The sequence below is a fragment of the Bradyrhizobium pachyrhizi genome (genome assembly GCF_029714545.1).
Taxonomy (GTDB): domain Bacteria; phylum Pseudomonadota; class Alphaproteobacteria; order Rhizobiales; family Xanthobacteraceae; genus Bradyrhizobium; species Bradyrhizobium pachyrhizi.
This window is the reverse complement of the sequence record NZ_CP121667.1, coordinates 2,464,185-2,487,770: the sequence shown is the minus strand read 5'-3', so window position 1 is coordinate 2,487,770 and position 23,586 is coordinate 2,464,185. Positions and strand designations below refer to the sequence as shown.

The 23,586-nt window shown below is 65.4% G+C and carries 24 protein-coding genes; 10 read left to right on the top strand and 14 right to left on the bottom strand.

Features of this window, described 5'->3' with window-relative positions:
* Window positions 1–207 precede the first annotated feature (207 nt).
* The gene (locus QA639_RS11405) at window positions 208–1,992 is read right to left on the bottom strand and encodes a tetratricopeptide repeat protein (RefSeq protein WP_157340450.1); all 1,785 of its coding nucleotides are present in this window, start codon (window positions 1,990–1,992) and stop codon (window positions 208–210) included.
* 422 nt (window positions 1,993–2,414) lie between these two features.
* Entirely contained in the window at window positions 2,415–4,073 is a 1,659-nt protein-coding gene (locus QA639_RS11400; protein WP_157340452.1) for an electron transfer flavoprotein-ubiquinone oxidoreductase, read from the bottom strand.
* A 194-nt stretch (window positions 4,074–4,267) separates the two neighbouring features.
* Here QA639_RS11400 and QA639_RS11395 point away from each other — a divergent pair, with 194 nt between their 5' ends.
* Window positions 4,268–5,089 (top strand): uracil-DNA glycosylase, encoded by an 822-nt coding sequence (locus QA639_RS11395; RefSeq protein ID WP_157340786.1) that lies wholly within the window; start codon window positions 4,268–4,270, stop codon window positions 5,087–5,089.
* Between the two features lie 39 nt (window positions 5,090–5,128).
* On the opposite strand, the gene QA639_RS11390 is transcribed toward QA639_RS11395, so the two are convergent.
* The 5 genes from QA639_RS11390 to QA639_RS11370 form a co-directional block, all read right to left on the bottom strand.
* Window positions 5,129–5,695, bottom strand: coding sequence for a hypothetical protein (locus QA639_RS11390; protein ID WP_157340454.1), 567 nt, complete (start codon window positions 5,693–5,695; stop codon window positions 5,129–5,131).
* A gap of 47 nt (window positions 5,696–5,742) precedes the next feature.
* Window positions 5,743–7,251, bottom strand: a complete 1,509-nt coding sequence (locus QA639_RS11385) for a glycosyltransferase family 39 protein (RefSeq protein WP_157340455.1) — start codon at window positions 7,249–7,251, stop codon at window positions 5,743–5,745.
* Between the two features lie 258 nt (window positions 7,252–7,509).
* Entirely contained in the window at window positions 7,510–8,286 is a 777-nt protein-coding gene (locus tag QA639_RS11380; RefSeq protein WP_157340457.1) for a ribonuclease HII, read from the bottom strand.
* A 94-nt stretch (window positions 8,287–8,380) separates the two neighbouring features.
* The gene (locus QA639_RS11375) at window positions 8,381–8,827 is read right to left on the bottom strand and encodes a VOC family protein (RefSeq protein ID WP_028334799.1); all 447 of its coding nucleotides are present in this window, start codon (window positions 8,825–8,827) and stop codon (window positions 8,381–8,383) included.
* Window positions 8,828–8,951: 124 nt separating this feature from the next.
* A complete protein-coding gene (locus QA639_RS11370) occupies window positions 8,952–10,118 on the bottom strand; it encodes a PA0069 family radical SAM protein (RefSeq protein WP_157340459.1) in 1,167 nt (388 codons plus the stop codon).
* A gap of 164 nt (window positions 10,119–10,282) precedes the next feature.
* On the opposite strand from QA639_RS11370, the gene QA639_RS11365 reads away from it, so the two are divergent.
* Both QA639_RS11365 and QA639_RS11360 read left to right on the top strand, forming a co-directional pair.
* Window positions 10,283–10,852: a glycosyltransferase family protein gene (locus QA639_RS11365; RefSeq protein WP_018273373.1), complete on the top strand. Its 570-nt coding sequence runs from the start codon at window positions 10,283–10,285 to the stop codon at window positions 10,850–10,852.
* 45 nt (window positions 10,853–10,897) lie between these two features.
* Window positions 10,898–11,839 (top strand): bifunctional helix-turn-helix transcriptional regulator/GNAT family N-acetyltransferase, encoded by a 942-nt coding sequence (locus QA639_RS11360; protein WP_157340461.1) that lies wholly within the window; start codon window positions 10,898–10,900, stop codon window positions 11,837–11,839.
* A gap of 199 nt (window positions 11,840–12,038) precedes the next feature.
* Here the strand turns inward: QA639_RS11360 and moaB are convergent, their stop codons facing one another.
* The 3 genes from moaB to QA639_RS11345 form a co-directional block, all read right to left on the bottom strand.
* Entirely contained in the window at window positions 12,039–12,602 is a 564-nt protein-coding gene (gene moaB / locus QA639_RS11355; RefSeq protein ID WP_028334796.1) for a molybdenum cofactor biosynthesis protein B, read from the bottom strand.
* Window positions 12,603–12,785: 183 nt separating this feature from the next.
* The gene (ypfJ, locus tag QA639_RS11350) at window positions 12,786–13,724 is read right to left on the bottom strand and encodes a KPN_02809 family neutral zinc metallopeptidase (protein WP_028334795.1); all 939 of its coding nucleotides are present in this window, start codon (window positions 13,722–13,724) and stop codon (window positions 12,786–12,788) included.
* A gap of 70 nt (window positions 13,725–13,794) precedes the next feature.
* Window positions 13,795–13,998 carry a hypothetical protein gene (locus QA639_RS11345; RefSeq protein ID WP_157340463.1) on the bottom strand — a complete coding sequence of 68 codons (204 nt, stop codon included), beginning with the start codon at window positions 13,996–13,998 and terminating at the stop codon, window positions 13,795–13,797.
* A gap of 108 nt (window positions 13,999–14,106) precedes the next feature.
* On the opposite strand from QA639_RS11345, the gene QA639_RS11340 reads away from it, so the two are divergent.
* The 3 genes from QA639_RS11340 (at window position 14,107) to QA639_RS11330 (ending at window position 16,576) form a co-directional block, all read left to right on the top strand.
* Window positions 14,107–15,240, top strand: a complete 1,134-nt coding sequence (locus QA639_RS11340; protein WP_028334794.1) for a site-specific DNA-methyltransferase — start codon at window positions 14,107–14,109, stop codon at window positions 15,238–15,240.
* 123 nt (window positions 15,241–15,363) lie between these two features.
* Window positions 15,364–15,753, top strand: coding sequence for a hypothetical protein (locus QA639_RS11335; RefSeq protein WP_244978365.1), 390 nt, complete (start codon window positions 15,364–15,366; stop codon window positions 15,751–15,753).
* Between the two features lie 136 nt (window positions 15,754–15,889).
* The gene (locus QA639_RS11330; RefSeq protein WP_028334792.1) at window positions 15,890–16,576 is read left to right on the top strand and encodes a glutathione S-transferase family protein; all 687 of its coding nucleotides are present in this window, start codon (window positions 15,890–15,892) and stop codon (window positions 16,574–16,576) included.
* A gap of 78 nt (window positions 16,577–16,654) precedes the next feature.
* Here the strand turns inward: QA639_RS11330 and QA639_RS11325 are convergent, their stop codons facing one another.
* On the bottom strand, window positions 16,655–17,077 hold the full coding sequence (locus QA639_RS11325) for a nuclear transport factor 2 family protein (RefSeq protein WP_283089778.1): 423 nt from the start codon (window positions 17,075–17,077) through the stop codon (window positions 16,655–16,657).
* A gap of 151 nt (window positions 17,078–17,228) precedes the next feature.
* Between QA639_RS11325 and QA639_RS11320 the strand changes: the two genes are divergently transcribed.
* Complete coding sequence (locus QA639_RS11320; RefSeq protein ID WP_283089777.1) at window positions 17,229–18,143, top strand: LysR family transcriptional regulator; 915 nt, start codon at window positions 17,229–17,231, stop codon at window positions 18,141–18,143.
* A 79-nt stretch (window positions 18,144–18,222) separates the two neighbouring features.
* On the opposite strand, the gene QA639_RS11315 is transcribed toward QA639_RS11320, so the two are convergent.
* On the bottom strand, window positions 18,223–18,840 hold the full coding sequence (locus QA639_RS11315) for a glutathione S-transferase family protein (RefSeq protein WP_283089776.1): 618 nt from the start codon (window positions 18,838–18,840) through the stop codon (window positions 18,223–18,225).
* Window positions 18,841–19,010: 170 nt separating this feature from the next.
* On the opposite strand from QA639_RS11315, the gene QA639_RS11310 reads away from it, so the two are divergent.
* Complete coding sequence (locus QA639_RS11310) at window positions 19,011–20,276, top strand: flavin-dependent oxidoreductase (RefSeq protein ID WP_028334788.1); 1,266 nt, start codon at window positions 19,011–19,013, stop codon at window positions 20,274–20,276.
* A gap of 136 nt (window positions 20,277–20,412) precedes the next feature.
* On the opposite strand, the gene QA639_RS11305 is transcribed toward QA639_RS11310, so the two are convergent.
* Both QA639_RS11305 and mutY read right to left on the bottom strand, forming a co-directional pair.
* The gene (locus QA639_RS11305; RefSeq protein WP_283089775.1) at window positions 20,413–20,832 is read right to left on the bottom strand and encodes a PaaI family thioesterase; all 420 of its coding nucleotides are present in this window, start codon (window positions 20,830–20,832) and stop codon (window positions 20,413–20,415) included.
* Between the two features lie 147 nt (window positions 20,833–20,979).
* Window positions 20,980–22,071 carry an A/G-specific adenine glycosylase gene (gene mutY, locus QA639_RS11300; protein ID WP_283089774.1) on the bottom strand — a complete coding sequence of 364 codons (1,092 nt, stop codon included), beginning with the start codon at window positions 22,069–22,071 and terminating at the stop codon, window positions 20,980–20,982.
* Window positions 22,072–22,212: 141 nt separating this feature from the next.
* Between mutY and QA639_RS11295 the strand changes: the two genes are divergently transcribed.
* Window positions 22,213–22,692 (top strand): DUF721 domain-containing protein, encoded by a 480-nt coding sequence (locus QA639_RS11295; protein WP_028334785.1) that lies wholly within the window; start codon window positions 22,213–22,215, stop codon window positions 22,690–22,692.
* A 122-nt stretch (window positions 22,693–22,814) separates the two neighbouring features.
* Window positions 22,815–23,471 carry a DsbA family protein gene (locus tag QA639_RS11290; RefSeq protein ID WP_026193256.1) on the top strand — a complete coding sequence of 219 codons (657 nt, stop codon included), beginning with the start codon at window positions 22,815–22,817 and terminating at the stop codon, window positions 23,469–23,471.
* Window positions 23,472–23,586: the final 115 nt, after the last annotated feature.

The following is a 23,586-nucleotide window of genomic DNA, read 5'->3' as shown; positions in this document are numbered from 1 at the left end:
GCCGCACGATCCTATCCCTTTGTTTGGATGGAAATTCCGCCATGACTCGTCATGCCCGGGCTTGACCCGGGCATCTATCAACCAAGAACGAATTTCTCGAAGGGATGGATGGCCGGGTCAAGCCCGGCCATGACGGGCAAACGTCAATGCCCGGGACTAGCCCGGGCATCACGGTATTTTATGAAGATGCAGCGCGACGACCGCCGCTCAGCCGCCCTTGCCGTCGTCGTCCTTCTTCTTCTCGGCAGCGGCGGCGTTGGAGGTGTCGTCCGGCAGGCCGTTGTCGATCTTGGCCTGGATCTTCGGCAGCTCTTCCGGCTCGGGCTTGAGGTCGCGGGCATGCGCCCACTGGAACTTGGCTTCCAGGGTGCGGCCGACGCGCCAGTAGGCGTCGCCGAGATGGTCGTTGATGGTCGGATCTTCCGGCTTCAGATCGATCGCGCGCTCGAGGTTCTTCACCGCCTCCTCGTAATTGCCGATCCGGTAATAAGCCCAGCCGAGCGAGTCGACGATGTAGCCGTCGTCAGGGCGCTGATCGACGGCACGCTTGATCATCTTCATGCCTTCGTCGAGGTTGATGCCCTGGTCGATCCAGGAATAGCCGAGATAGTTCAGCACATGCGGCTGCTCGGGCTGCAGCTCGAGCGCCTTGCGCATGTCGGCCTCGGCCTTGTTCCACTGCTTGGAGCGCTCCTCGCAGATGCCGCGATAGTAATAGGTGACCCAGGCGTTCTTGTCGCCGCCGGCCGGCAGCGCGTCGATCGCCTGCGAATAGGTGGTGGCGCAGTCGGCGAACTTCTTGCGGCCGCGCTCGATATTGCCGAGCGCCAGGATCGCCTCGATGTCCTTCGGCTGATCCGATGTGACTTCCTTGAGGATCTTGATCGCATCTTCGCTGCGGTCGGCGGCATCGAGATTGGTCGCGAGCTGGATCTGCGCGTTGCGCTTCAGCGGCGAGGACGCCGGCATCCGCTCGTAGACCTTGATCGCCATCTGCGGCTTCTTCACCGATTCATAGAGATCGGCGAGCGACAGCAGCGCCAGCGGATGGTTGGGCTGCAGATAGAGCGCGAGTTGCAGATAGACCAGCGCGAGGTCTTCGCCGCCGCGGCGGGTCAGCGTCGCGCCGATGCCGTACAGCGCCTCGGCCGCGCCGGCCTGCGGTGACTCGACAAGTGGCGGCAGCTTCTTGCCGGCCTTGGTCTCCTTGATGCCTTCCAGCACCAGCGGGTGACGCGGCAGTTTCTTGTCGAACGCCTCGTACATCGCGGTCGCGGCGGCCGCGTCCTTGTTGCGCGAGGTCCAGCGCGCATATTCGTCGACCGTGCGCAGCATCGAATCGTCGAGCTTGTAGACGCGCTCGAAGCGGGCGCCGGCATCCTTCTCCTTGCCGGACAGCTCGTAGATCATGCCGGCATGGAGGTCCTTGAAGATCGGGTACCACTCGGGGCCGGTCAGCTTGTCGATCGAGGCGACCGCGGCTTTGCTGTCGCCGGCGCCATAGGCGGCCCAGGCCGACAGCAGCGTCGCGACGAGATCGGTGATCGGGCCGCGCACCGACTGGTTGATGTTGGACTGCGCGGCGGCATATTTCTTCAGCTTGAGATCGCGCACGCCGACGACGAGGCGCGCAACGCGGTTGGCCTTGTCCTGGGTGAGGATGCGGTCGGCAAGCTTGACCGCCTCCTCGATGTCGCCGTCGGCGAGCGAGGAGATGAAGGCGCGGTCGAGCAGCTCGGAATTCTTCGGGTCGGTGCGCAGCGCCGAGCGGTAGAACGCCGCGGCCGAGGTCGCATCGCGCTCGACGCTGGCGTGGCGGGCGGCGAGATAGCTGCCGGCGGTGGTCAGCGACTTCAGGTCGTTCTTGGACGGGAATTGCGCGGTATTGTCGGTCGGATGGTCCGGCGTTTGCGCTGCAAGCTGCGCAGGCACGGCAAGTGCCGCGGCAGCGAGAACGGCAATCGTCAGGCGGTTGAATCGGGTGGACAGCATCACGGTCGCCTTGCTCCAGGGATTTACGCCAAGATGGATTTTATGGCCAAGATCTTGCGATCAGTCTCAAAATGCGAACCCAAGCGGCGGCATCACGGCGGGGCGACAATGCCGCTTTTGGCGCTTATCCGCAAGGATCGCCCAAAGGCAACCCATGACGAATCAATTGGCAGATTAGGCCTTTAGGCCCGCCGATCCAGCCAGCCCCCGCAAGACGCCCCCACTATGGCGGTATCGTGACCGGGCCGGGCATATTCGCATGCGGACGCAAAAAGCGCGAGATACGGGTGCCACGGCACCCTTTTCTGCGTCTTCTGTTGTCGCCGGTGGTGCAATCCGGCCGCTCCACACGCGGAGAGGCCAAGCGGAGGTTGCGGCAACGCGCGCGTCGGCCTCACGCAAATGTGGTCGGCCGCCTCACCTTACATCGCCTCGTAGTTCGGACCGCCGCCGCCCTCCGGCGGAACCCAGGTGATGTTGCCGTTGGGGTCCTTCACGTCGCAGGTTTTGCAATGGACGCAGTTCTGGGCGTTGATCTGGAAGCGCGGGCCTGAGGACTCCTCGACCCATTCATAGACGCCGGCCGGGCAATAGCGGTTGGAAGGACCGGCGAACACGTCGTGTTCCGAGGTCTTCTGCAAATTGAGGTCGGCAACCTTGAGATGGACCGGCTGGTCCTCCTCATGGTTGGTGTTGGACAGGAACACCGACGACAGCTTGTCGAACGAGATCTTGCCGTCCGGCTTCGGATAGGCAATCGGCTGATGCTGCTTGGCCGGGTCGAGCGTCTTGCGGTCCGGTTTGGCGTGCGACTGGGTGCCGAACAGCGAGAAGCCGAGCGTGTTGCACCACATGTCGAAGCCGGAGACCACCATGCCGAACATGGTGCCGAACTTCGACAGGAACGGCTTGGCATTGCGGACCTTGAACAGGTCCTTGCCGATCGACGACGAGCGCCAGGCGTCTTCGTACTCGACCAGTTCGTCATTGGCGCGGCCGGCGCCGAGCGCAGCAGCGACGTGCTCGGCGGCGAGCATGCCCGAGCCCATCGCGTTGTGGACGCCTTTGATGCGCGGCACGTTGACGAAGCCTGCGGCGCAGCCGATCAGCGCGCCGCCGGGGAACGAGAGCCGCGGCACCGACTGATAGCCGCCTTCGGTGATGGCGCGCGCGCCGTAGGCGAGGCGCTTGCCGCCCTCGAACAGCTCGCGGACGTCGGGATGGGTCTTGAAGCGCTGGAATTCGTCGAACGGCGACAGATAGGGATCGTCGTAATTGAGATGCACGACGAAGCCGACCGCGACGCGGTTGTCGTCGTAGTGATAGAGGAACGAGCCGCCGCCGGTCTTGTCCTTCAGCGGCCAGCCGAGCGTATGCTGCACCCGGCCCTTCTTGTGCTTCGCCGGGTCGATCTGCCAGACTTCCTTCAAACCGATGCCGAACTTCGGCGGCTCGCTCTTGGCATCCAACCGGTACTTCGCGATCAGCTGCTTCGACAGCGAGCCGCGCGCGCCTTCGGCGAACAGCGTGTACTTGCCGAGCAGCTCCATGCCGCGGGTGTAGGAATCCTTGTGGCTGCCGTCCCTGGCGATGCCCATGTCGCCGGTGGCGATGCCGCGCACCGCGCCCTTGTCGTCATAGAGCACTTCGGCGGCGGCGAAGCCCGGATAGATCTCGACGCCGAGCGCCTCCGCCTTCGGCGCCAGCCAGCGGCAGACATTGCCGAGCGAGCCGATGTAGCAGTGATGATTGTGCATCAGCGGCGGCATGATGAAGTTCGGGATGCGGAACCAGCCCTGCGACGTCGTCAGGTAGAAGCGGTCGTCCTTGACCTGCGTCTTCAGGGGACAGTCGGCATCCTCGCGCCAGTCGGGCACGAGCTTGTCGAGGCCGGCCGGATCGATCACCGCACCTGACAGGATGTGCGCGCCGACCTCGGAGCCCTTCTCCACCACGACGATCGAGAGCTCCGGATTGAGCTGCTTCAGCCGGATCGCGGCCGACAGGCCCGACGGGCCGGCGCCGACGATGACGACGTCGAATTCCATAGACTCGCGCGGAGGAAGGTCTTCAGCACTCATGATCTTTGATCTCAGCCCATTGAGAACGCTTCTAAGCTTTTCAGGGGTCGTTGTTTCCGATTTTTGGCGGAAGGACAACCATGGAATTGCGCTTCCATGGGTTTGCACGGCCCGAGTACCGCAAGAGAATAATCTTTTCCGAAAAGGAGCCTGCACTTTTCCGGATCATGCTCTAAATTGCCGCGATCATGGCCCTGATGCCCGAGCACACCCCTACACTGCAGCAATTGCTGGCCTTTTACCTCGAGGCCGGGGTCGATTGCGCGCTTGGCGATGCCCCCATCAACCGGCTCGAGGAGCCGGAGCCAGTTCCCGCCCCTGCCGCGCCGCGTCCATCAGTTGCGCTCAATCCGCAGCGTCCGCCGCCGATCCCGTCAGTTCCGCGCAGCGAAATCACCGTGGCGCCGGATGCCGCGATCGCCTCCGCGCGCGAGGCTGCGCGGACCGCGCCGACGCTTGAGGCCCTGCGCACGCTGATGGAGAATTTCGACGGCTGTGCGCTCAAGCACACCGCGACCAGGCTGGTGTTCGCCGACGGCAATCCGCAGGCGCGCGTGATGTTCGTCGGCGAGGCGCCGGGCCGCGACGAGGACATCGAGGGCCTGCCGTTCGTCGGCCGCTCCGGCAAGCTGCTCGACCGCATGATCGCCGCGATCGGGCTCGACCGCCGCTCAGCCTATATCGCCAACGTGATCCCGTGGCGGCCGCCCGGCAACCGCACGCCGACGCCGCAGGAGACGCAGGTGTGCCTGCCCTTCATCCAGCGCCATATCGAACTGGTGAATCCCGACGTGCTGGTGACGCTCGGCAATCCCTCGACGCAGGCGCTGCTCGGCACGCGCGAGGGCATCATGCGCACGCGCGGCAAATGGATCGACTACGACACCGGCACCCGCACGATCCGCGCCGTCGCCACCTTCCATCCGGCCTATCTGCTGCGCTCGCCGTCGTACAAGCGGCTGTCGTGGCAGGATCTGCGCGCGATCGCGAAGGTGCTGCAGGCGGCGAACGCATAGCTTCGGTAGGATGGGTAGAGCCGACGGGGCCGCTTCCGATCAGACTTGCGTCAGCCCGTAGTGCTTCGCCAGGAGGCGGGCGATCCATTCTCGCTCGACCCCGCTTGCATTCGGTGCGATGTCTATCCGATCGGCACCGACATCAATTGTCAAACGCCATTGGCCAACGACGTTCCCACGCAGGCGAAGGGATTGTAGTTGTCGGTGATCAAGATCGACATGCATCTGCTTGGGGAAGCTGATAGCCCTGCCTTTCAGCAGCAGCGGAACAAGGCCGGAATCATAGCCAACGCCGTTACGCTTCAGAGTCAGTGTTTCCGGTACCGGGCCGCGGCGGCGGCGGCGGAACAGGCGATAGAGCGCGCACGCAGCGAATGCGAGGCCAGGCATCCATAATCCCATCCAAATCACAAGAAACACGTTTCCCTGTCCGGATAGAATCGTTGAAGCCGTATGGATCAAGACGATCACCCCGAAGACGAGGAGGATCACCATGAGAAGCCCGGCCGAGAGCGCCATCGAATTGTCCGGGGGGATGACGATAACTGGATCGGGGCCTTCCGTGACGACGGAAATCTTCGAGCCTGCAGGCGGATTGAAGTCCATTTTGTGCCTCGCCCGGTCGCAGAACGGGTAGTCGATCGCAGGATCCCTTACGTCCCCTTCGGCCGCACGATCGCCCAGCCGATCCGCAGCACCGGCTGCCGTCCGTTGACCAACCGGTCGAACGAACGCGGCACTTCGGGCACGAGGCCAGGGAAGCGCTGCGCGATGTCGGGCGGCGGCGTGCCGGCGGTGTCCTGCGCGCGCCACACCACGACGCCGCCGGTCTCGTTGAACTTCGCGACCGACAGCCACGGCGTCCGCTGCGGCGTGGCGTCGAGCAAAAGATGCGGGCGGCGGCGGTTCATCGCAATCAGGCTGGCAAGTTCGGGATCGCCGGCCACCGCGCGCAGGCGCTGGTTGGTGCGGCGCTCATAGCTGTCATCGAAGAAGCGGCCCATCGCGGCTGCCGGCAGCGAGGTGGACGCCTCCGTGGTGCTGGTCCAGGGCAGGAACAGCGCCGCCGCCAGCGCGAGCGCCGCAGGCGCCGCGACCGCCAGGGCCCAGACCGAACGCAGCAACCGCTGCCGCCTGAGCGGGATCAGGTCGCCGGTCGCGACCACGACGGCGAGCCCGGACATCAGCAGCGCCACACCGGCGCCGCCGAAGGCGCGATCGAGATTGAACAGGCCGGAGACGAAGCTGCCGGCGATCGCCGGCGCGAACGCGAAGAAATACACGAATTGCCGCGCCAGTTGGCTGACCGGCGGACGGTAGATGATCGGAGCATCCTCCGTATCGCGGGCGAACCAGCGCGAATTGAGCATTGCCAGCATCGCGATCGCGGCGGTCGCCACGATCAGCCCGCCGAGCACCACGCCCCAGCGCAGCGCGTGCGCCTTGAGATCGGCGAGTGCCGGCAGGGCCGGCAGCGCCAGCACGTCGGCGCGGAGCAGCCAGATCAGGTAGGGCAGCGCCAGCACGATGATCACGAGCAGCGCGTAGATCGGATCGACGGACTTGAGCATGCGCCGCCCGCGCTCGGTTGCGAGCGCAAAGCCTGTCACGAGCAGGATCATGCCGATCGCCGCCGGCGTCGTCAGCAGCAGGAGGCCGCAATCGATCGACCAGGCGAACCAGGCGCTGCGCCGGTCCTGGCCGATCAACTGCCAGGAATGCAGCAGCAGCAGCGCCCAGAGCGGGCGCGCCAGGATCAGCGGGCCGAACTCGACGCTAGGCGAGGAGAACACCACGACCGTCATCGACAGCAGCACCGCCAGCACGCCCTGCGGGCCGCCGACGATGGCGCGCGCCAGGGCGTAGAAGGCGATGAAGGTGACGATTTCGCAGACCTGCGCCAGGAGATAGACGCCGAACACGTGATTGCCGACGGCGCGGAAGGCGATGTCGGCGAGCCAAAACGCGAGCGGCGGTCCCATGTCGGTGCCGACCTGATATTCGCGGCCGAAGGCGAGGATGGTGGCGAGGTTGCCGGGCGGACTGCCGTAGAAGATGGCCGGCAGGAACAGCCAGATCGCGGCCTGCGCCAGCACCACGATCCAGACCACGAGGCGCGGCCGGGCGCGGATCAGTTCGACAACCAGGGAGGTAAACCGCATGAAACGCCTGAAATGCCCCAGCCACCCCTATCAAGCGGCACCATCTGATCCCGAGGGTTTTTGATAAACGGCGGCGGCGGTGGAGGCAACCGGGGCCGGATGAGTCCACGGTGCAAAGTCAAATGCAGGTGTCATGCCCCGCGAAGGCCGGGGATCCAGTACGCCGCGGCGGCCAGGCTTGAACACAACTGTCTCTGGAATACTGGATCGCCCGGTCGAAGCCGGGCGATGACACCGAGAATGCGGCGCCGCCGCGCTTTACGCCGCTTCGGATGCCGCGGCTTCGCTTTCGGCGTCCACCGTGAACAGGTCCGGCTCGGCCGGGACCGGGAAATGCTTCAGCCGCGCCGCGACGACGGGCGCGAAGAAGCTGCGGTGATGGCTGCTCGGCCCGAGCCGGTCAAGCGCCTCGAGGTGCTCCGGGACCGCATAGCCCTTGTGCTGCTCGAAGCCGTAGCCGGGACAATCCAGCGCCAGCGCGCACATCAGGCGGTCGCGCGTCACCTTGGCGATGATCGAGGCCGCCGCGATCGAGGCCACGATGCCGTCGCCGCCGATCACGGCATCGCAGTCGCAGGACGTGGCGAGCTTGTCGCGGCCGTCGACGAAGACGTGCTTCGGCATTTCCGGCAGCGCATGCACGGCGCGCGCGAGCGCCCACAGCGAGGCGCGCAGGATGTTGTCGCGGTCGATCCGCGCCCGTGACGCCACCGCGACCGAGAACGCTGCTGTCGCGCAGATTTCCTCGAACAGTTCCTCGCGGCGCTCGACGGTCAGCCGCTTCGAATCATCGAGCCCCTTGGGAATCCGATTTGGGTCCAGCACCACGGCGGCGGCGACCACCGGACCCGCCAGCGGCCCGCGCCCGGCCTCGTCGCAGCCGGCAACCGGCCAGACACCGCGCTTGATCAGCGCGCGCTCACGCCGAAAGCTCGGCCGCGTCACCACGATGACGCGCTTGTCCGGCTTGGCCGGCTCGGCCGGTTTCTTCTTCGACGCGGTCTTGGACGTGCCGCTGGACTTGTCCCGAATCATACCGGGATGGTGATCAAGCCCGGCCCGTGGCGCAACCGGGAACCTGGCGCCCTTCCCCGTTATTCAATCTGCCGCTCCAATCGGGATCGACGCTCTAATCGGGAATTGACACCCGGCGGTCGTCGCGAACCTCAAAGCCCGGCGCGCGCACCACTTCCCAGGCGTGGCCGTCGGGATCGCCGAAATAGCCGCAATAGCCGCCATAGCTGGTGGGCTGCGCGGGCTTCAGCAGCCTGGCGCCTTTCGACAGCGCGAACGCCATCACACGATCGACCTCGGCGTCGTCGTTGCAGTTCCAAGCGATCGCGACGCCGCGGAACGCTAACGGCCGTGGCTGATCCGGCAGCCCGGCATCGGCGGCGAGCAGATGCCACGGGAACAGGCCGAGCACGGTGCCGCCGGTCTCGAAGAAGGCGACCTCCTCGCCGGTCGCGCGCATCTTCCTGGTGAAGCCAAGCGATTCATAAAAGCCGATGCTGGCGCGCATGTCGCTGACGCCGAGCGTGAGGACGGTGAAGCGTGCGGTCGGGGTGTTACTCATGTTTGCACTCACTCATTGTTATGTTCGTAGCCCGGATGGAGCGAAGCGCAATCCGGGAAAGCTTCAGCCAGGAGTCGAAGAGCCCCGGATTTCGCTGCGCTTCATCCGGGCTACGGGTCTTAACCTAGAACAGGCTGAGCTGCTGTCCGTTACGCTTCGGCTTGGCGAAGTGATCGGTGGTCAGCTTGGTGCGCCGCTTGTTGAGGCCGAGCTTTTCGCAGGCGATCTCGAAGCGGCGGCCGATCATCCAGGCCATCGGGCCGGTGCCCTTCATCCGCGTGCCCCATTGCGAGTCGTAGTCGCGGCCGCCGCGCATGTCGCGGATCAGCGTGAAGACGTGACGGTAGCGGTCGGGATAGTTCGCCATCAGCCATTCGCGGAACAGATCGCGCACCTCTAGCGGCAGGCGCAGCAGCACGTAGCTCGCCTCCCTGGCGCCGGCATGCGCGGCGGCATCGAGGATGCGCTCGATCTCGGAGTCGTTCAGCGCCGGGATCACGGGCGCGACCATCACCGTGGTCGGGATGCCGGCGTCGGCGAGCCGCTTGAGCGCCTCGAGTCGCTTCGGCGGGCTCGAGGCGCGCGGCTCCATGGTGCGGGCAAGCTTCGGGTCGAGCGTCGTCACCGAGAGCGCGACCTTGGCGAGATTGCGCTTGGCCATCCGCGCCAGGATGTCGATGTCGCGGGTGACCAGCGCCGACTTGGTGACGATGCCGACCGGATGGCCGGCGCGCTCCAGCACCTCGAGGATGCCGCGCATGATCTTCCGGTCGCGCTCGATCGGCTGATAGGGATCGGTGTTGGTGCCGATCGCGATCATCCGCGCCTCGTAGTCCGGCGCCGCCAGCTCCTTCTCGAGCAGCGCGGGTGCGTCCGGCTTGGCGAACAGCTTGGATTCGAAATCCAGCCCCGGCGACAGGCCGAGATAGGCGTGGGTCGGCCGCGCGAAGCAATAGACGCAGCCATGCTCGCAGCCGCGATACGGATTGATCGAACGGTCGAAGCCGATGTCGGGCGAGTCGTTGCGGGTGATCACCTTGCGCGAGGTGTCGAGCGCCACGCTGGTCGTGAACGGCGGCAGGTCCTCGAGGCTCTGCCAGCCGTCGTCGAAGGCAACGCGGGCCTCGGCCTCGTAGCGGCCGCTGGCGTTGGACTGCGCGCCGCGGCCGCGCCGCCGCACGCGCTCGATCGCGACCGCAAGCTCGGGAAAGGGTGAAGGTGCACCCGCCGGGTTATCGGAGGGCGCCGTTACCGGCGGGTGCTTGAGGGCATGAGAGGATGCTCGGCTCATGCTTTGAAGCTAACACAGCGCGAGAACAAATCAAGAACATGAACTGAGAAATTCCACAGAACCTTGCTACATAATTCTGCACGCGAACAGGCTGCTTTGAATATGACAAGGTGATAACACGGCCGGAGTTTCTCCACCGTTTGAGCCATCGAAGCCTCAAAATCATGCTGAGCGTGATCATTCCAACCGACGGCGTCGAGCGCACCGCGGTCGCAACGTTGGCGGCGCTGGTGCCGGGCGCGGCCGCGGGCGTCATCCGCGAAGTGCTGCTGGTCGACCGCAGCAACAGCGACGTGATGGAGCGCGTCGCCGACGTCGCCGGCTGCCGCTTCCTGCGCTTCGAGGGCACGCGCGCCGCGGCGCTTGCGGCAGGCGCGCGGCAGGCGCGGTCGCCCTGGCTGATGTTCCTGCATCCGGGCGCGGTGCTCGATGCCGGCTGGATCGAGGAAACCACGCAGTTCATCCAGATGGTGGCGGCGAGTGGCAAGGACCGCGCCGGCATCTTCCGCTACGCCCGCGCGCCCTACACCGACCCGGGCCTGCGCGACGGCCTCAAATTCGTCGCCCGGATGATCACCGGCCCCTCGGCTGAACAAGGGCTCCTGATCGCGCGCGAGCATTACGAGCGGATCGGCGGCTACCGGCCGGACGCCCGCCGCTCCGAGGCGCGCCTGCTGCGCCGGCTCGGCCGCTCCTCCCGCACCATGCTGCGCAGCCGGATCATGGTAGCCTGAACAAAGCGCTTGCGGATTATTTGATTCCGTCAAATAATATATTTGATGAAATCAAATTCCCATGACACCACGCTCGAGAGCCAGGTCGCCGCTGTCCGCGGCTTTAGCCGGTTCTATACCCGCAAGCTCGGCATCATCGAGCCGAAGCTGTTGCACTCGACATTCACGCTGCAGGAAGCGCGGATCATCTACGAGTTCGCGCATCGCGAAAATTGCACCGCAACCGATCTGGTGCGCGATCTCGACCTCGATGCCGGCTTCGTCAGCCGCACGCTGGCGGCGCTGCAAAGGCGCCAGATCGTGACGCGCAAGCCGTCTAAGGCCGACAAGCGCGTCAACGAGGTGGCCCTCACGGCCAAGGGCCGCACCGCAGCCGCCGATCTCGACCGCCGCTCGCGCAGCGAGGTCGGGGCGCTATTGAAGCAGATGGACAGCGACCGTCGCGCCGCGGTGGTGCGCGCGATGGGCACGATCGAGCAATCGCTGGAGCCGCCGGCCGAGAAACCGGTCGGCTTCCTGCTGCGCAGCCATCGCGTCGGCGACATGGGCTGGGTCGTCTCGCGGCAGGGACAAGCCTACGCGGAGGAATATGGCTGGGACATCAGCTACGAGGCGTTGGTGGCCGAGATCTGCGCGCAGTTTCTGCGATCGTTCGATCCTGCCCGCGAGAATTGCTGGATCGCGGAGGTCGACGGCGAGCCGGTCGGCTCGGTCTTCCTGGTGGACGGCGGCGACGGGGTCGCCAAGCTGCGGCTGCTGCTGGTGGAAGAAAAGGCGCGCGGACTCGGCGTCGGCCGCGCACTGGTCGAGCAATGCATCCGCGTCGCGCGCGAGAAGGGCTACACGAAGATGACACTGTGGACCCAGAGCATCCTGGTCGCCGCGCGCGGCATCTACGCCCGCGCCGGCTTCGAGCGGGTCAAGGAAGAAAAGCACCACAGCTTCGGCGTCGACCTGGTCGGCGAGACCTGGGAGCTGGAGTTGTGAATCCGCAGCGCCGAGGCGCCTGGACTGCGTAGCCGGGATGGAGCGAGCGCAATCCGGGAGCGGTGCTGCCGCGGAAGAGACTGCCGCGGATTTCGCTTCGCTCCATCCGGGCTACGGAAGCTCACCCTTGAGATTCGGGTTCGTGGTTCACACGCCCTCAGATGCGCAATTGCGCGTCGGGATGGCACAAAAGCAGCGGCTAAGCGCTCGCGCCTTTCGCCTTTGGGCGGCGCAGATGTTCATCCAGCCGCGGCATGATCTCGACGAAATTGCAGGGGCGCGTGCGGTAGTCGAGCTGCGCGGCTAAAATGCCGTCCCAGCCGTCGCGGCAGGCGCCGGGCGAGCCGGGCAGGCAGAAGATGAAGGTGGCGCCCGCAACGCCGGCGGTGGCGCGGCTCTGGATCGTCGACGCGCCGATCTTGGCGTGGCTCAGCATGTGAAAGGCGATCGAAAAGCCGTCCATCCGCTTCTCGAACAACGGCTCGACCGCCTCCGGCGTCACGTCGCGGCCGGTGAAGCCGGTGCCGCCGGTGGTGATGACGGCATCGACGGCGGGATCGGCGATCCAGCGTCGGATCACGGCTCTGATCGCCTCGACATCGTCGGTGACGATCTCGCGCGCCGCGAGCTTATGGCCGGCGGCGGTGAGACGGTCGGCCAGCGTGGTGCCCGACTTGTCATCCGCCAGCGAGCGGGTGTCGGAAATCGTCAGCACCGCAATGTTGAGCGGGATGAATGATTTGGATTCGTCGTGTGAGGACATTTACACCTCTTTCCATCCCGCTGACGTCATCCTGACGTGCTCGCCTTGCGGTGCACTTGCACCGCCAGGCGAGCCGCGAAGGATGGGCCACGGGCTCCGTCATCCTTCGAGGTCGCCAAGAGGCGAACATATCCCGAGTGAGCGCATTCGCGCTCATCCGGGGATGACGCTACCGGCACGCAGCTACAAGCTACCGCCGAACGTGTTGCAGGCCTGCACTGTGCCCTGCTGGTAGCCCCTCATGAACCACTCCTTGCGCTGCGCCGCGGAGCCGTGGGTGAATGAATCAGGCACCACCCTGCCCGTCGCCTGCCGCTGCAGCGTGTCGTCGCCGATTGCGTTCGCGGTGGTCAGCGCGGCGTCGATGTCGCCGGCCTCGAGGAAGCCCGGCCGCTTCTTCTCCTCGCGGTTGACCCAGACGCCGGAAAGGCAATCGGCCTGCAACTCGACCTTGACCTGCAGCGCGTTGGCCTCGGCCTTGCTGCCGGCCTGCTGCTGCAGCCGGTTCACGCGCGGAATGATGCCGAGCAGGTTCTGGATGTGATGGCCGGCTTCATGCGCGATGATATAGGCCGCGGTGAACTTGCAGGCGTTGCCCGAGCAGCCGCGGAAGCGCGTCTCGACCTCGCGGAAGAAGCCGGTGTCGAGGAAGATGGTCTTGTCCGGCGGACAGTAGAACGGTCCCATCGCCGACTGCGCCATGCCGCAGCGGCCGCCATTGGTGGCATTGCGGAACAGCACGATCTTCGGACCGGTGTAGGTCTGGCCGCTGGCCTTGAAGATCTCGCTCCAGCGATCGTCGATCTCGCCGAGAATACCGGCGATCATGCTGCCCATCTCGTCGGTCGGCGCGCCGCGCTTGGCCTGCCCGCCCGACGACTGCCGGTCGGTCTGGTAGGTCGGCGCCTGGCCGCCGCCGGTGAGAATCTCGGCGCCGCCGATCAGGATGCGCGGGTCGATGCCGAAGGCGTAGCCGAGCAGGCCGAGCACGATGATGGTGCCGATGCCGAGCCCGCCACCACCCATCGGAATGCCGAAACCGCCACCGCCACCTCCGCCCATCCCGCCTTCGTCGCGACGGTCTTCGATGTCGTCGCTGCGGCGGAAATCATCATAGCGCATGGCGGTTTCCCTTCATTCCAGTCGGCGACCCAACGCGGGACACTCCAACCTAAAATTTCCATTCTGTTAATCAATATCCTGCCCGGCAATAATTGCCTAGTCCGGAAGAGGCGCATCCCTTGCGGTGCAAACGGCTGCGAATGAGGGCGAATCTACCGCGCAAATCGTGCCGGTTTGATGATCCGCAAATTTTTTCGCCGAACGCGCTGATGTTGCAGCACAACGCCGACGGCACTGCGCCATGATGCGCAAAAGATGCTGCAATCTTTTGCATGAAGATTTCCAATTAAGTCGATTTTTACTTTGACGGGTCAATGTGACGCCAGTCGGTTGTTTAGTCCCGCGTCGCCGACAGCGTCGCCTGAGTCAGAGTTCTTGAGTCATGGTAGTGTCGCGTCGCGGGGCGTCTGCAAGGGCGCCCCGCACTAAATTTGAGAGTGCCCCATCGAGCCACATCGTCATTGGCGATTGCGTGGCCGAATTGTCGAAGCTTCAGGCCGGCTCGGTCGACCTGGTCTTCGCGGATCCTCCCTACAATCTGCAGCTCAAGGGCGACCTCAAGCGCCCCGATGAGTCGCATGTCGATGCCGTCAACGACGACTGGGACAAGTTCTCGTCGTTCGCTGCGTATGACGATTTCACCCGCGCCTGGCTGCTGGCCTGCCGCCGCGTGATGAAGCCGTCGGCAACGCTGTGGGTGATCGGCTCCTATCACAACATCTTCCGCGTCGGCGCGATCATGCAGGATCTCGGCTTCTGGCTCCTGAACGACATCGTGTGGCGCAAGTCCAATCCGATGCCGAACTTCCGCGGCCGCCGCTTCACCAATGCGCACGAGACCATGATCTGGGCCGCGCGCGACGAGAAGGCCAAGGGCTACACCTTCAATTACGAAGCGCTGAAGGCGTCCAATGAGGACGTGCAGGCACGCTCCGACTGGCTGATCCCGCTGTGCACCGGCGAGGAGCGCCTCAAGGACGGCGACGGCAAGAAGGTGCATCCGACGCAGAAGCCCGAGCAGCTGCTCGCCCGCGTGCTGCTGTCGTCCTCGAAGCCCGGCGATCTCGTGATCGATCCGTTCAACGGCACCGGCACCACCGGCGCCGTCGCCAAGCGCCTCGGCCGCAGCTATATCGGCTTCGAGCGCGACAAGACCTATGCCGCCGCCGCCGAGGCGCGCATCGCCGCGATCGAGCCGCTGCCGGAAGCAACGCTGGCGCCGTTCATGACCGCGCGCGAGGCGCCGCGGGTGGCGTTCTCCGAATTGATTGAGCGCGGCATGATCGTGCCGGGCGCCAGGCTGGTCGACGCCAAGAAGCGCCACGGCGCCCTGGTGCGCGCCGACGGCGCCATCATGCTCGGCGACAAGGTCGGCTCGATCCACCGCATCGGCGCCGTCGCGCAGGGCTCCGGCGCCTGCAACGGCTGGACCTTCTGGCACGTCGAGACCAAGAGCGGCCTGCGGCTGATCGACGAACTGCGCGCCGAGATCCGCTCCGAGATGGCCGCGGGCTGAGGCAAGCCGGCTAATCTTCCTCGTCATTCCGGGCTCGCCGCTTCGCGGCGCCCTCAGATACGCAATTGCGCAGCCGGGAATGACACGTTGGGAAAGATGACGCCGTCTTGAACGCGGGCCGCCTTGTTGCGCCGCGACGGCGGGACTAGATTCGGCCCCATCACTTGCCGCTTCGATTGGTCGCCGATGCGAAGACAATCCGAGACCTTGCTGCTGGTGCCACTGCTGCCGGTCTTCCTGCTCGGCATGTTTCCGATGCTGCTGATCGGCCTGCTCGGATTCTTCGGCCTGATCATTTTAGGCATCCTGCTCGTCTGCGTCGGGCTGACGCTCGCCCTCGAGGCGCATGGCGAGTTCAATGAAGAGATCATCGTCCATGGCTACGCGCGGGGATCAGAACGCGCGACGCAGGTCTCCCATTTGCGTGCTGCGACCCGCTCCGCCGCCGCGCTGGACGTCGCGGGCATCGCGCTGGTTGTCGCGGGTATCCTGGGCTTCTTCTGGGCCGGCTGACCAGCGCGCCACGCGACCCTGATTCACAAACTCGTCGCTTGCGCAGCGCAGCGAAATTTGCGCATGAGGGGATCGTCTGCGGCCTTCCCCGCCGCATCCCGATCTCGCCGGCTACAAGAACCAAGGGAGTCCCTTCATGATCAAATTCTATTTCAACGGTGCGCCGAACCCGAACAAGGTCGCGCTGTTCCTGGAAGAGTCCGGCCTGCCGTTCGAGGCGATCCCGGTCGACACCCGCAAAGGCGAGCAGTTCGCGCCGGAATTCCTGAAGGTCAACCCGAACGGCAAGGTGCCGGCGATCGACGATGACGGCGTGCTGGTGTTCGACTCGAACGCGATCCTGCTCTACCTCGCCGAGGAGCACGGCAAGTTCCTGCCCGCCAATACGCCGGCCAACCGCGCCGCGACGCTGTCCTGGCTGATGTTCATCGCGACCGGCCTCGGCCCCTATTCCGGCCAGGCCGTGCACTTCAAGCACTTCGCGCCGAAGGATCTCGACTACGCCAACAACCGCTACCAGTACGAGGCGCACCGCCATTACAAGATCCTCGACGATCACCTGGCGAAACAGCGCTACATGGTCGGCGACAGCTACACGATCGTCGACATGGCGTTCTGGGGCTGGGCGCGGATGGCGGCGTTCATCCTCGGCGAGGAAGGCTACGCCAAATATCCGAACGTCAAGCGGCTGGTCGACGAGATCTCGGCGCGGCCGGCGGCGGCGCGCGCGATCGCGCTGAAGGACAAGCACACCTTCAAGGCCGAGATGGATGACGCGGCGCGCGACATCATGTTCGGCCACCTCAAGTCCAAGGTGGCGTAAGCCAATCCACAAGACGGCAAGACGACGGCGCCCGGATGGGCGCCGTCTTCGTTTGTGCCGCCCATTGGCGGCGCGCCGCTACGCAGGAAACGCGCCGAGCGCCCTCTCGGTCAGGACCGAGTCACAATATTCCCGTACCTCCTTGATCCGACCGCCATCGAAGCGGAACACCAGGCAGTAGTCGTTGTCGTAGCGCTGACCTTGCTTGGTGAGGTTGTCGCCCTTGGCCTCGATCACGACGATGTCGCCGTCGGCGATGATGCGATGGGCGACGGTGCGGCCGCGCTCGACCAGTTTCGAGCGGACATGGCCGTGCAGATCGTTGATGATCGACTGCTTGCCGGTGAAGGTACGCGACCAGGAATATTGCCCGGTCACGGTCCAGATCGCGTCGTCGGCAAGCGTTGTCATGAACAGCGAGTTCTCGCGCACCGCAGGATCGGGACTGCCTGCGATCACGAACATCTCCTGCACCAGTTTCTTGTTGTCGGCTGCGCTCATGGCGCGTCTCCTTGCGATTGATAGACCCTGATTTCAGACGTTTCCTCACGCGATGCGGTCTTCGGCTCGCGTGAAAAATGCCTTGCCCGCAATCCTGCGGCGCCTGCGCGCATTCTTCCAATCGATAGGTGGTATGATATATATTCACCCGATGAATTTGAATTCGCTTGACCTCAATCTGCTGGTCGCGCTCGACGCCCTGCTGCGCGAAGCCAATGTCAGCCGCGCCGCGATGCGGCTCAATCTGTCGCAGCCGGCGACCAGCCACGCGCTGCAGCGGCTGCGCGACCTGATCGGCGATCCGCTTTTGGTGCGCACCGGCGCGCGGATGGAGCTGACGCCGCGGGCGCAGGCGCTGCGCTCGCCGCTGGCCCATGCGCTCGACCAGGTGCGTGCGCTGTTCGTCTCCGACGATTTCGACGCCGCGCGCAGCGACCGGCACTTTCGCCTGATGATGCCCGACCTCGCGGTCGAGCTCCTGATGCCGTCGCTGATGGAAAAGGTGACGCTGATCGCGCCGAACGTCACCATCGACGTAGTGCCGTGGCGGGGACCTGCGATCTTCACGCCCGAATTCGCCCGCACCATCGATCTCGTGATCTCGATCGGCGACTCCTTCAAGGGCTTTCACCGCCAGCGGCTCTACACCGACAGCGATGCACTCGCGGTGCGCCGCGGCCACCCCGCCGGCACGAAGCTGAAGAAGCGCGAGGCGTTCCTCGCCGCACGCCATGTCGCCGTGATCATCCGCGGCCAGAACGAGGACCTGATCGACACCTGGCTGCGCGCCAAGGGCATCGAGCGGCGGATCACGCTGGTGGTGCCGGGCTATATCGAGGCGCTGCACGTCACCGCGCGCACCGACCTCGTCGCCTTCGTGCCGCGCCGGCTGATCTCGGCGCTGTCAACGCAATTGTCGCTGATGACGGTGACGCCGCCGCTCGATCCCGGAATCGACGAGCAGCACATGTTCTATCCGACGCGCGCGCAGATGGACCCGGGCTCGCTGTGGCTGCGCAAGCTGATGCTGGAGACCGGACGCGAGTTGGAGACGGGGAAGGTGTAGCGGCGCACTCTATCCCCGCGTCGTCCCGGCTTGCGCCGTGACGACAGCGAGTTCTTGGCTTCCGCCCTGTCCTCCGCGCTTACGCCCTCTGCTCCGCCAGCACCTTCTGCACCGCCGGGCGGCTCTCCATCGCAGCGCAATGCGCCTTCACCTTGGGCAGCGTTGCGATATCGACGCCGTCGCCGTCGAGCCAGAGGGTCAGCGTGTAGAGATAGGCGTCGCCGACGGTGTAGTTCTCGCCCATCACCCACGGGCCCTTCAGCATGTCGCGCTCGATCAGGTTGAAACAGGCGCCCATGGTCTTCGGGACCATCGCCTTCATGTCGGCGAACGAAGTCTCCTGCGTCGCCCAGCGCGCACCGCGCATCTTGTGGGCGTGGCAGATATGCACCGTGGAGCACAAATAGGAGTTGAAGGCCTGCAGCCTGGCGAATTCGAAGGCGTCGTGGGGCGCGAGCTTCGCCTGCGGAAAGGTCTGCGCGATGTAGGCCAGCATCGCCGGCGTCTCGGTCAGCACGCCGCGATCGGTCACCAAAGTGGGCACGCGGCCCTTCGGATTGATCTTCAGGTATTCCGGGCTGTTCTGCTGGTTGGTCTTGAAGTCGATCTTCTCGGTCGTGTAGGGAGCGCCGGCCTCGGCCAGCGCGATGTGAGACGCGAGCGCGCAGGTGCCGGGGGCAAAATAGAGCTTGAGCATGTCGTTGTCCTCTCCGGGCCTTGTCGGCTCGCTCTGAACCCGGCCCTGGCTTTTTATGGGATGCAACGGAGGTTAGCGGCAGCCCCCTTTGCCGTCCACCCCGCGCGCCGCGGAGCTTGCCCGCGGCGGTGCCGTCGTGCGATGACCATGGCCAATCGAGGGGATTTTTCATGACTGTGCTCATTGCAGGCGGCGGAATTGGCGGGCTGACGCTGGCGCTCAGCTTGCACCAGATCGGCGTGCCGGCCCGCGTCTTCGAGAGCGTGCCCGAGCTGCGGCCGCTCGGCGTCGGCATCAACGTGCTGCCGCATGCGGTGCGCGAACTGATCGAACTCGGCCTGCACGATGTGCTCGACGCTTCAGCAGTGCGCACCCGCGAGCTCGCCTATTTCTCCAAGCACGGCAAGCCGATCTGGAGCGAGCCGCGCGGGCTCGAGGCCGGCTACAAATGGCCGCAATTCTCGATCCATCGCGGCCGGCTGCAACAGCTGCTGGTCGATGCCGCGACCGAACGGCTCGGCGCTGAAAACATCCTCACCAGCCATCACCTCACCGGCTGGACCGAGACCGCCGACGGCATCCGCGCCGACTTCATCGACCGCGCTACCGGCAAGTCCGCCGGCAGCTATGACGGCGCGGTGCTGATCGCCGCCGACGGCATCCATTCGGTGGTGCGCGAGAAGCTCTATCCGCAGGAGGGGCCGCCGATCTGGAACGGCCGCATCCTGTGGCGCGGCATCACCCGCGGCGATGCCTTCCTGACCGGACGCACCATGATCATGGCCGGCCATGAGATCCTGAAATTCGTCTGCTACCCGATCTCGAAGGAGGCCGGCCCCGACGGCAAGTTCGACATCAACTGGGTCGCCGAGCGACACATGCCGCCGACCTATCAATGGCGCCGCGAGGACTACAACCGGACCGCAAAGCTCGACGAGTTCCTGCCGTGGTTCGAGAGCTGGAATTTCGACTGGCTCGACGTGCCCGGCCTGATCCGGAACTGTCCGCACGCCTACGAATATCCGCTGGTCGATCGCGATCCGATCCCGCAATGGACGTTCGGCCGCGTCACGCTGATGGGCGACGCCGCGCATCCGATGTATCCGATCGGCTCCAACGGCGCCTCGCAGGCGATCCTGGATGCGCGCGTGCTGACGCGCGAGATCCTGGCGCGTGGCCCGACCCAGGCGGCGCTCGCCGCCTATGAGGCCGAACGGCGGCCCGCGACCACGGACCTCGTGATGCTGAACCGCCGCAACGGCCCGGAGCAGGTGATGCAGCTGGTCGAGGAGCGCGCGCCTGATGGCTTCAACGTCGTCACCGACGTGCTGTCGCAGCAGGAGCTGGAAGACATCGCCGCCAACTACAAGCGCGTCGCCGGTTTCCAGGTCGAGGGACTGAACGCTAAGCCGCCGATCGTGCAGCGGGCGGGCTAAGTTGTAGCGCGGCGCACTATCTATCACCGTCACCTGAGGAGCCGCGAAGCGGCGTCTCGAAGGATGAACGGCCCGGCTGGTGAGGCTCGCTCCGCTCGCACCTCAGCATGACAGACTTACCAATGCGGGCGCGGCTTCACCGCAGCGCGCGCGCCGCCTCCACCAGGCGGATGCTGCTGCTTGCGGTGGCGAGCAGTGTGCCGCCGACGGCGATCAGCTTCCCCTCGACGAAGGCGATGGTCTTGCCGAGCTGGGTCACCGTCGCCTCGCCGGTGATCGGCCCCGGTTTTGCCGGCGCCAGGAAATTCACGGTCATCGTGATGGTCGTGGTGAAGAGCCGGCCCTCGGTCATCACGAACACCGCCGGCCCCATCGTATCGTCGAGCATTGCCGAGAGCATGCCGCCCTGGATGAAGCCGGCCGGATTGCAAAAATCCGGCTTGCCGTCGAACACGATCCTGATCCAGCCCTCCTGCGGACGGGCGTCGACCACGCGCCAACCCAGTAGCTTTGCGACGGGCGGCATCGGAATGCGGTCGAGTGCGGTTGCGATCATGGCGGCCTCCGGTTTCCGGAGGTAATAGCGAAGCCCTGCTGCCAGCATGGTGTCAGCAGGTCGGAGCATGATCCGGAAAAGTGGGAACCGGTTTTCCGAAAAGTTCATGCTCAAAAAAATGAGCCGATGATGTGATTCATCGCATCGTCAGAGATCGAGCCCATGTGCGACAACCTTGCGCATCACGTTCGGAAACGCCTCGCCGTCCAGCGTCCCGATCGGCACCCAGCGCATCCCCTCCGACGCACGGGTCCGTGACGGAACACTGGCCGCATACACAACGAGCTCGAGCGGGAAGTGTGTGAACACGTGGCTGACGACGCCCGCCTTGCGGTGCCAGTGCGTGACGCCCTTCAATTCCGGCGCCTGCGCCAGTGCCGCCGCGTCCTCCTGCCCGGCCAGCCATTGCGATCCCGGCACCTCGGTCATGCCGCCGAGCAGGCCTTTTTCCGGGCGCGAGCGCACCAGGAGCTCGCCGCCGCGCGTCACCACGAAGGCCGCGCCGCGGCGCAAGATGCCGCTCTTCTTCGGTGCCTTGCGCGGGAACGTTTCCTGGTCGCCGCGCGTGCGCGCCGTGCAATCGTCGTTCAGCGGGCACAATGCGCAGGCCGGCTTCTTCGGCGTGCAGATCGTCGCGCCCAAATCCATCAGCGCCTGAGCACTGTCGCCGGCGCGGGACGGGCCGAGCAATGTCGCCGCCATCTCCTTGATCTGCGGCTTGGCCTGCGGCAGCGCCTCCTCGATGGCGTAGAGCCGACTGACCACGCGCTCGATGTTGCCGTCCACCGGCATGGTGCAGCGGTCGAAGGCGATCGCGGCGATCGCCGCCGCCGTATAGGGCCCGATGCCGGGCAGCCCGCGCAGGCCCTCCTCGGTGTCCGGAAAGGCCCCGCCATGCTCGCTGAGCACCGCGACCGCGCAGGCGTGCAAATTGCGCGCCCGCGAATAGTAGCCGAGCCCGGCCCACATCCTCAGGACGTCGTCGAGCGAGGCACGCCCAAGCGCGGTCACATCGGGCCAGCGCGACATGAATTTCTCGAAATAAGGCCCGACCGCCCGCACCGTGGTCTGCTGCAGCATGATCTCCGACAGCCAGACGCGGTACGGATCGGCCCGCTCCCCCGCCACTACGCGCCACGGCAGTGTCCGGCGATGCCGGTCATACCAGGCGAGCAGCCGCGCCGGGCGGTCGGCCTGCTGATCGGTCGATTTGATTTTGGCGGCCGCGCGAGAGCTCATGAACGTATCTTAGCCACATCTCGCTATGTCATGCCCGGGCTTGACCCGGGCATCCACGTCTTTTCTTCGCCCGGCACGGAAACGCCGGCACAATGATGAACACGGTTTCAGCCACATCACCACCACTGCTATAACCCTCCCATGTCCAGACCCGGCCCGATCAGCGCCAAGCCCCTGTCGATCCTGCTCAGCGACGTCTTCACCGACGCCTACGCCAAGCAGGGCTTTGCCGCGCGCGAACTGGTGACGCGCTGGACCGAGATCGCGGGCGAGCGGATCGCGGCCTATTGCGAGCCGCTGAAGATGCAATGGCCGCGGCCGGTGGAGGGACAGCCGCAGGAGCCGGCGACGCTGGTGCTGCGGGTCGAAGGCCCGATGGCGCTGGAGATCCAGCACTCCTCCGACGTCATCCTGGAGCGGGTGAACCGCTTCTTCGGCTGGCATGCGGTCGGCCGCCTGACCATCCGGCAGGCACCGCTCTCGCGCCGCAGCCGCCCGGTACGGCCGCGCCCGCCGGACGCCAAAACCGTGGCCCGGGAGGCGGCAAACCTTGCGGCCGTCGAGGACGACGATCTGCGCGCGGCGCTGGCCCGTTTGGGTGCCTCGATCAAGCGAAATTGACGCTTTTCGGCAGGCCGGTCGCGAGACCGCGGCATTGCCACAATGGCCGTTTCAAGCTAGCGAAGGCTTCTTTTTCGGGACCCCTTCATTGTGGCGTGAATGCGCCAATCCGGGAGCTGACCTTGATCATCACGCGCCGCGCTTTCACCACCGCTCTCTCGCTGACCGGGCTCGCCGCCCTCGCCGGCCTGTCGCCGCTGCGCCTGATCACCGACGCGTTCGCGCAGACTGCCGCCGAGGTCGCCAAGCCGCAGTCGCTGCCGGACATGGGGCTCGGCCCGCAGGACGCCAAGGTAACCATCATCGAGTACGCCTCGATGACCTGCCCGCACTGCGCCAATTTCAACGAGACAGTGTTCCCGAAGATCAAGTCGACCTACATCGACCCCGGCAAGGTCCGTTACGTGTTCCGCGAATTCCCGCTCGACATCAAGGCCGCCGCCGGCTCGATGCTGGCGCGCTGCATCGCCAAGGACGACGCGCCGAAGTTCTTCGCCGTGATCGATTTGCTATTCCGCCAGCAGAACGACTGGGTGGTCAAGAACACCACCGAGACGCTGACGCGGATCGGCAAGCAGGCCGGCCTCAGCCAGCAGCAGGTCGAGGACTGCCTGAAGGATCAGAAGCTGCTCGACAAGATCGCCGCAGACCAGAAGTACGCCAACGAGGTGCTGAAGGTGAACTCGACGCCGACCTTCTTCGTCAACGGCGAGATGCTGAAGGGCGAGACCTCGTTCGAGGAGTTCAGCAAGCACATCGATCCGCTGCTGAAGAGCTGATCGGGAGCCCGCGAACCTGACGTCTTTGTGCCTCGCTTCGAGTCGAGGCACGATAATTGTGGATGATTTGCGATCACGGCACGCGACCGTCGCATCATTTGGTTGTTGAAAACTT

Coding starts and splice junctions, on each gene's coding strand:
- QA639_RS11405 (WP_157340450.1), bottom strand. CDS start 1,992: ATGCTGTCCACCCGATTCAACCGCCTGACGATTGCCGTTCTCGCTGCC.
- QA639_RS11400 (WP_157340452.1), bottom strand. CDS start 4,073: ATGAGTGCTGAAGACCTTCCTCCGCGCGAGTCTATGGAATTCGACGTC.
- QA639_RS11390 (WP_157340454.1), bottom strand. CDS start 5,695: ATGGACTTCAATCCGCCTGCAGGCTCGAAGATTTCCGTCGTCACGGAA.
- QA639_RS11385 (WP_157340455.1), bottom strand. CDS start 7,251: ATGCGGTTTACCTCCCTGGTTGTCGAACTGATCCGCGCCCGGCCGCGC.
- QA639_RS11380 (WP_157340457.1), bottom strand. CDS start 8,286: ATGATTCGGGACAAGTCCAGCGGCACGTCCAAGACCGCGTCGAAGAAG.
- QA639_RS11375 (WP_028334799.1), bottom strand. CDS start 8,827: ATGAGTAACACCCCGACCGCACGCTTCACCGTCCTCACGCTCGGCGTC.
- QA639_RS11370 (WP_157340459.1), bottom strand. CDS start 10,118: ATGAGCCGAGCATCCTCTCATGCCCTCAAGCACCCGCCGGTAACGGCG.
- QA639_RS11365 (WP_018273373.1), top strand. CDS start 10,283: ATGCTGAGCGTGATCATTCCAACCGACGGCGTCGAGCGCACCGCGGTC.
- QA639_RS11360 (WP_157340461.1), top strand. CDS start 10,898: ATGAAATCAAATTCCCATGACACCACGCTCGAGAGCCAGGTCGCCGCT.
- moaB (WP_028334796.1), bottom strand. CDS start 12,602: ATGTCCTCACACGACGAATCCAAATCATTCATCCCGCTCAACATTGCG.
- ypfJ (WP_028334795.1), bottom strand. CDS start 13,724: ATGCGCTATGATGATTTCCGCCGCAGCGACGACATCGAAGACCGTCGC.
- QA639_RS11345 (WP_157340463.1), bottom strand. CDS start 13,998: ATGCAAAAGATTGCAGCATCTTTTGCGCATCATGGCGCAGTGCCGTCG.
- QA639_RS11340 (WP_028334794.1), top strand. CDS start 14,107: ATGGTAGTGTCGCGTCGCGGGGCGTCTGCAAGGGCGCCCCGCACTAAA.
- QA639_RS11330 (WP_028334792.1), top strand. CDS start 15,890: ATGATCAAATTCTATTTCAACGGTGCGCCGAACCCGAACAAGGTCGCG.
- QA639_RS11325 (WP_283089778.1), bottom strand. CDS start 17,077: ATGAGCGCAGCCGACAACAAGAAACTGGTGCAGGAGATGTTCGTGATC.
- QA639_RS11320 (WP_283089777.1), top strand. CDS start 17,229: ATGAATTTGAATTCGCTTGACCTCAATCTGCTGGTCGCGCTCGACGCC.
- QA639_RS11315 (WP_283089776.1), bottom strand. CDS start 18,840: ATGCTCAAGCTCTATTTTGCCCCCGGCACCTGCGCGCTCGCGTCTCAC.
- QA639_RS11310 (WP_028334788.1), top strand. CDS start 19,011: ATGACTGTGCTCATTGCAGGCGGCGGAATTGGCGGGCTGACGCTGGCG.
- QA639_RS11305 (WP_283089775.1), bottom strand. CDS start 20,832: ATGATCGCAACCGCACTCGACCGCATTCCGATGCCGCCCGTCGCAAAG.
- mutY (WP_283089774.1), bottom strand. CDS start 22,071: ATGAGCTCTCGCGCGGCCGCCAAAATCAAATCGACCGATCAGCAGGCC.
- QA639_RS11295 (WP_028334785.1), top strand. CDS start 22,213: ATGTCCAGACCCGGCCCGATCAGCGCCAAGCCCCTGTCGATCCTGCTC.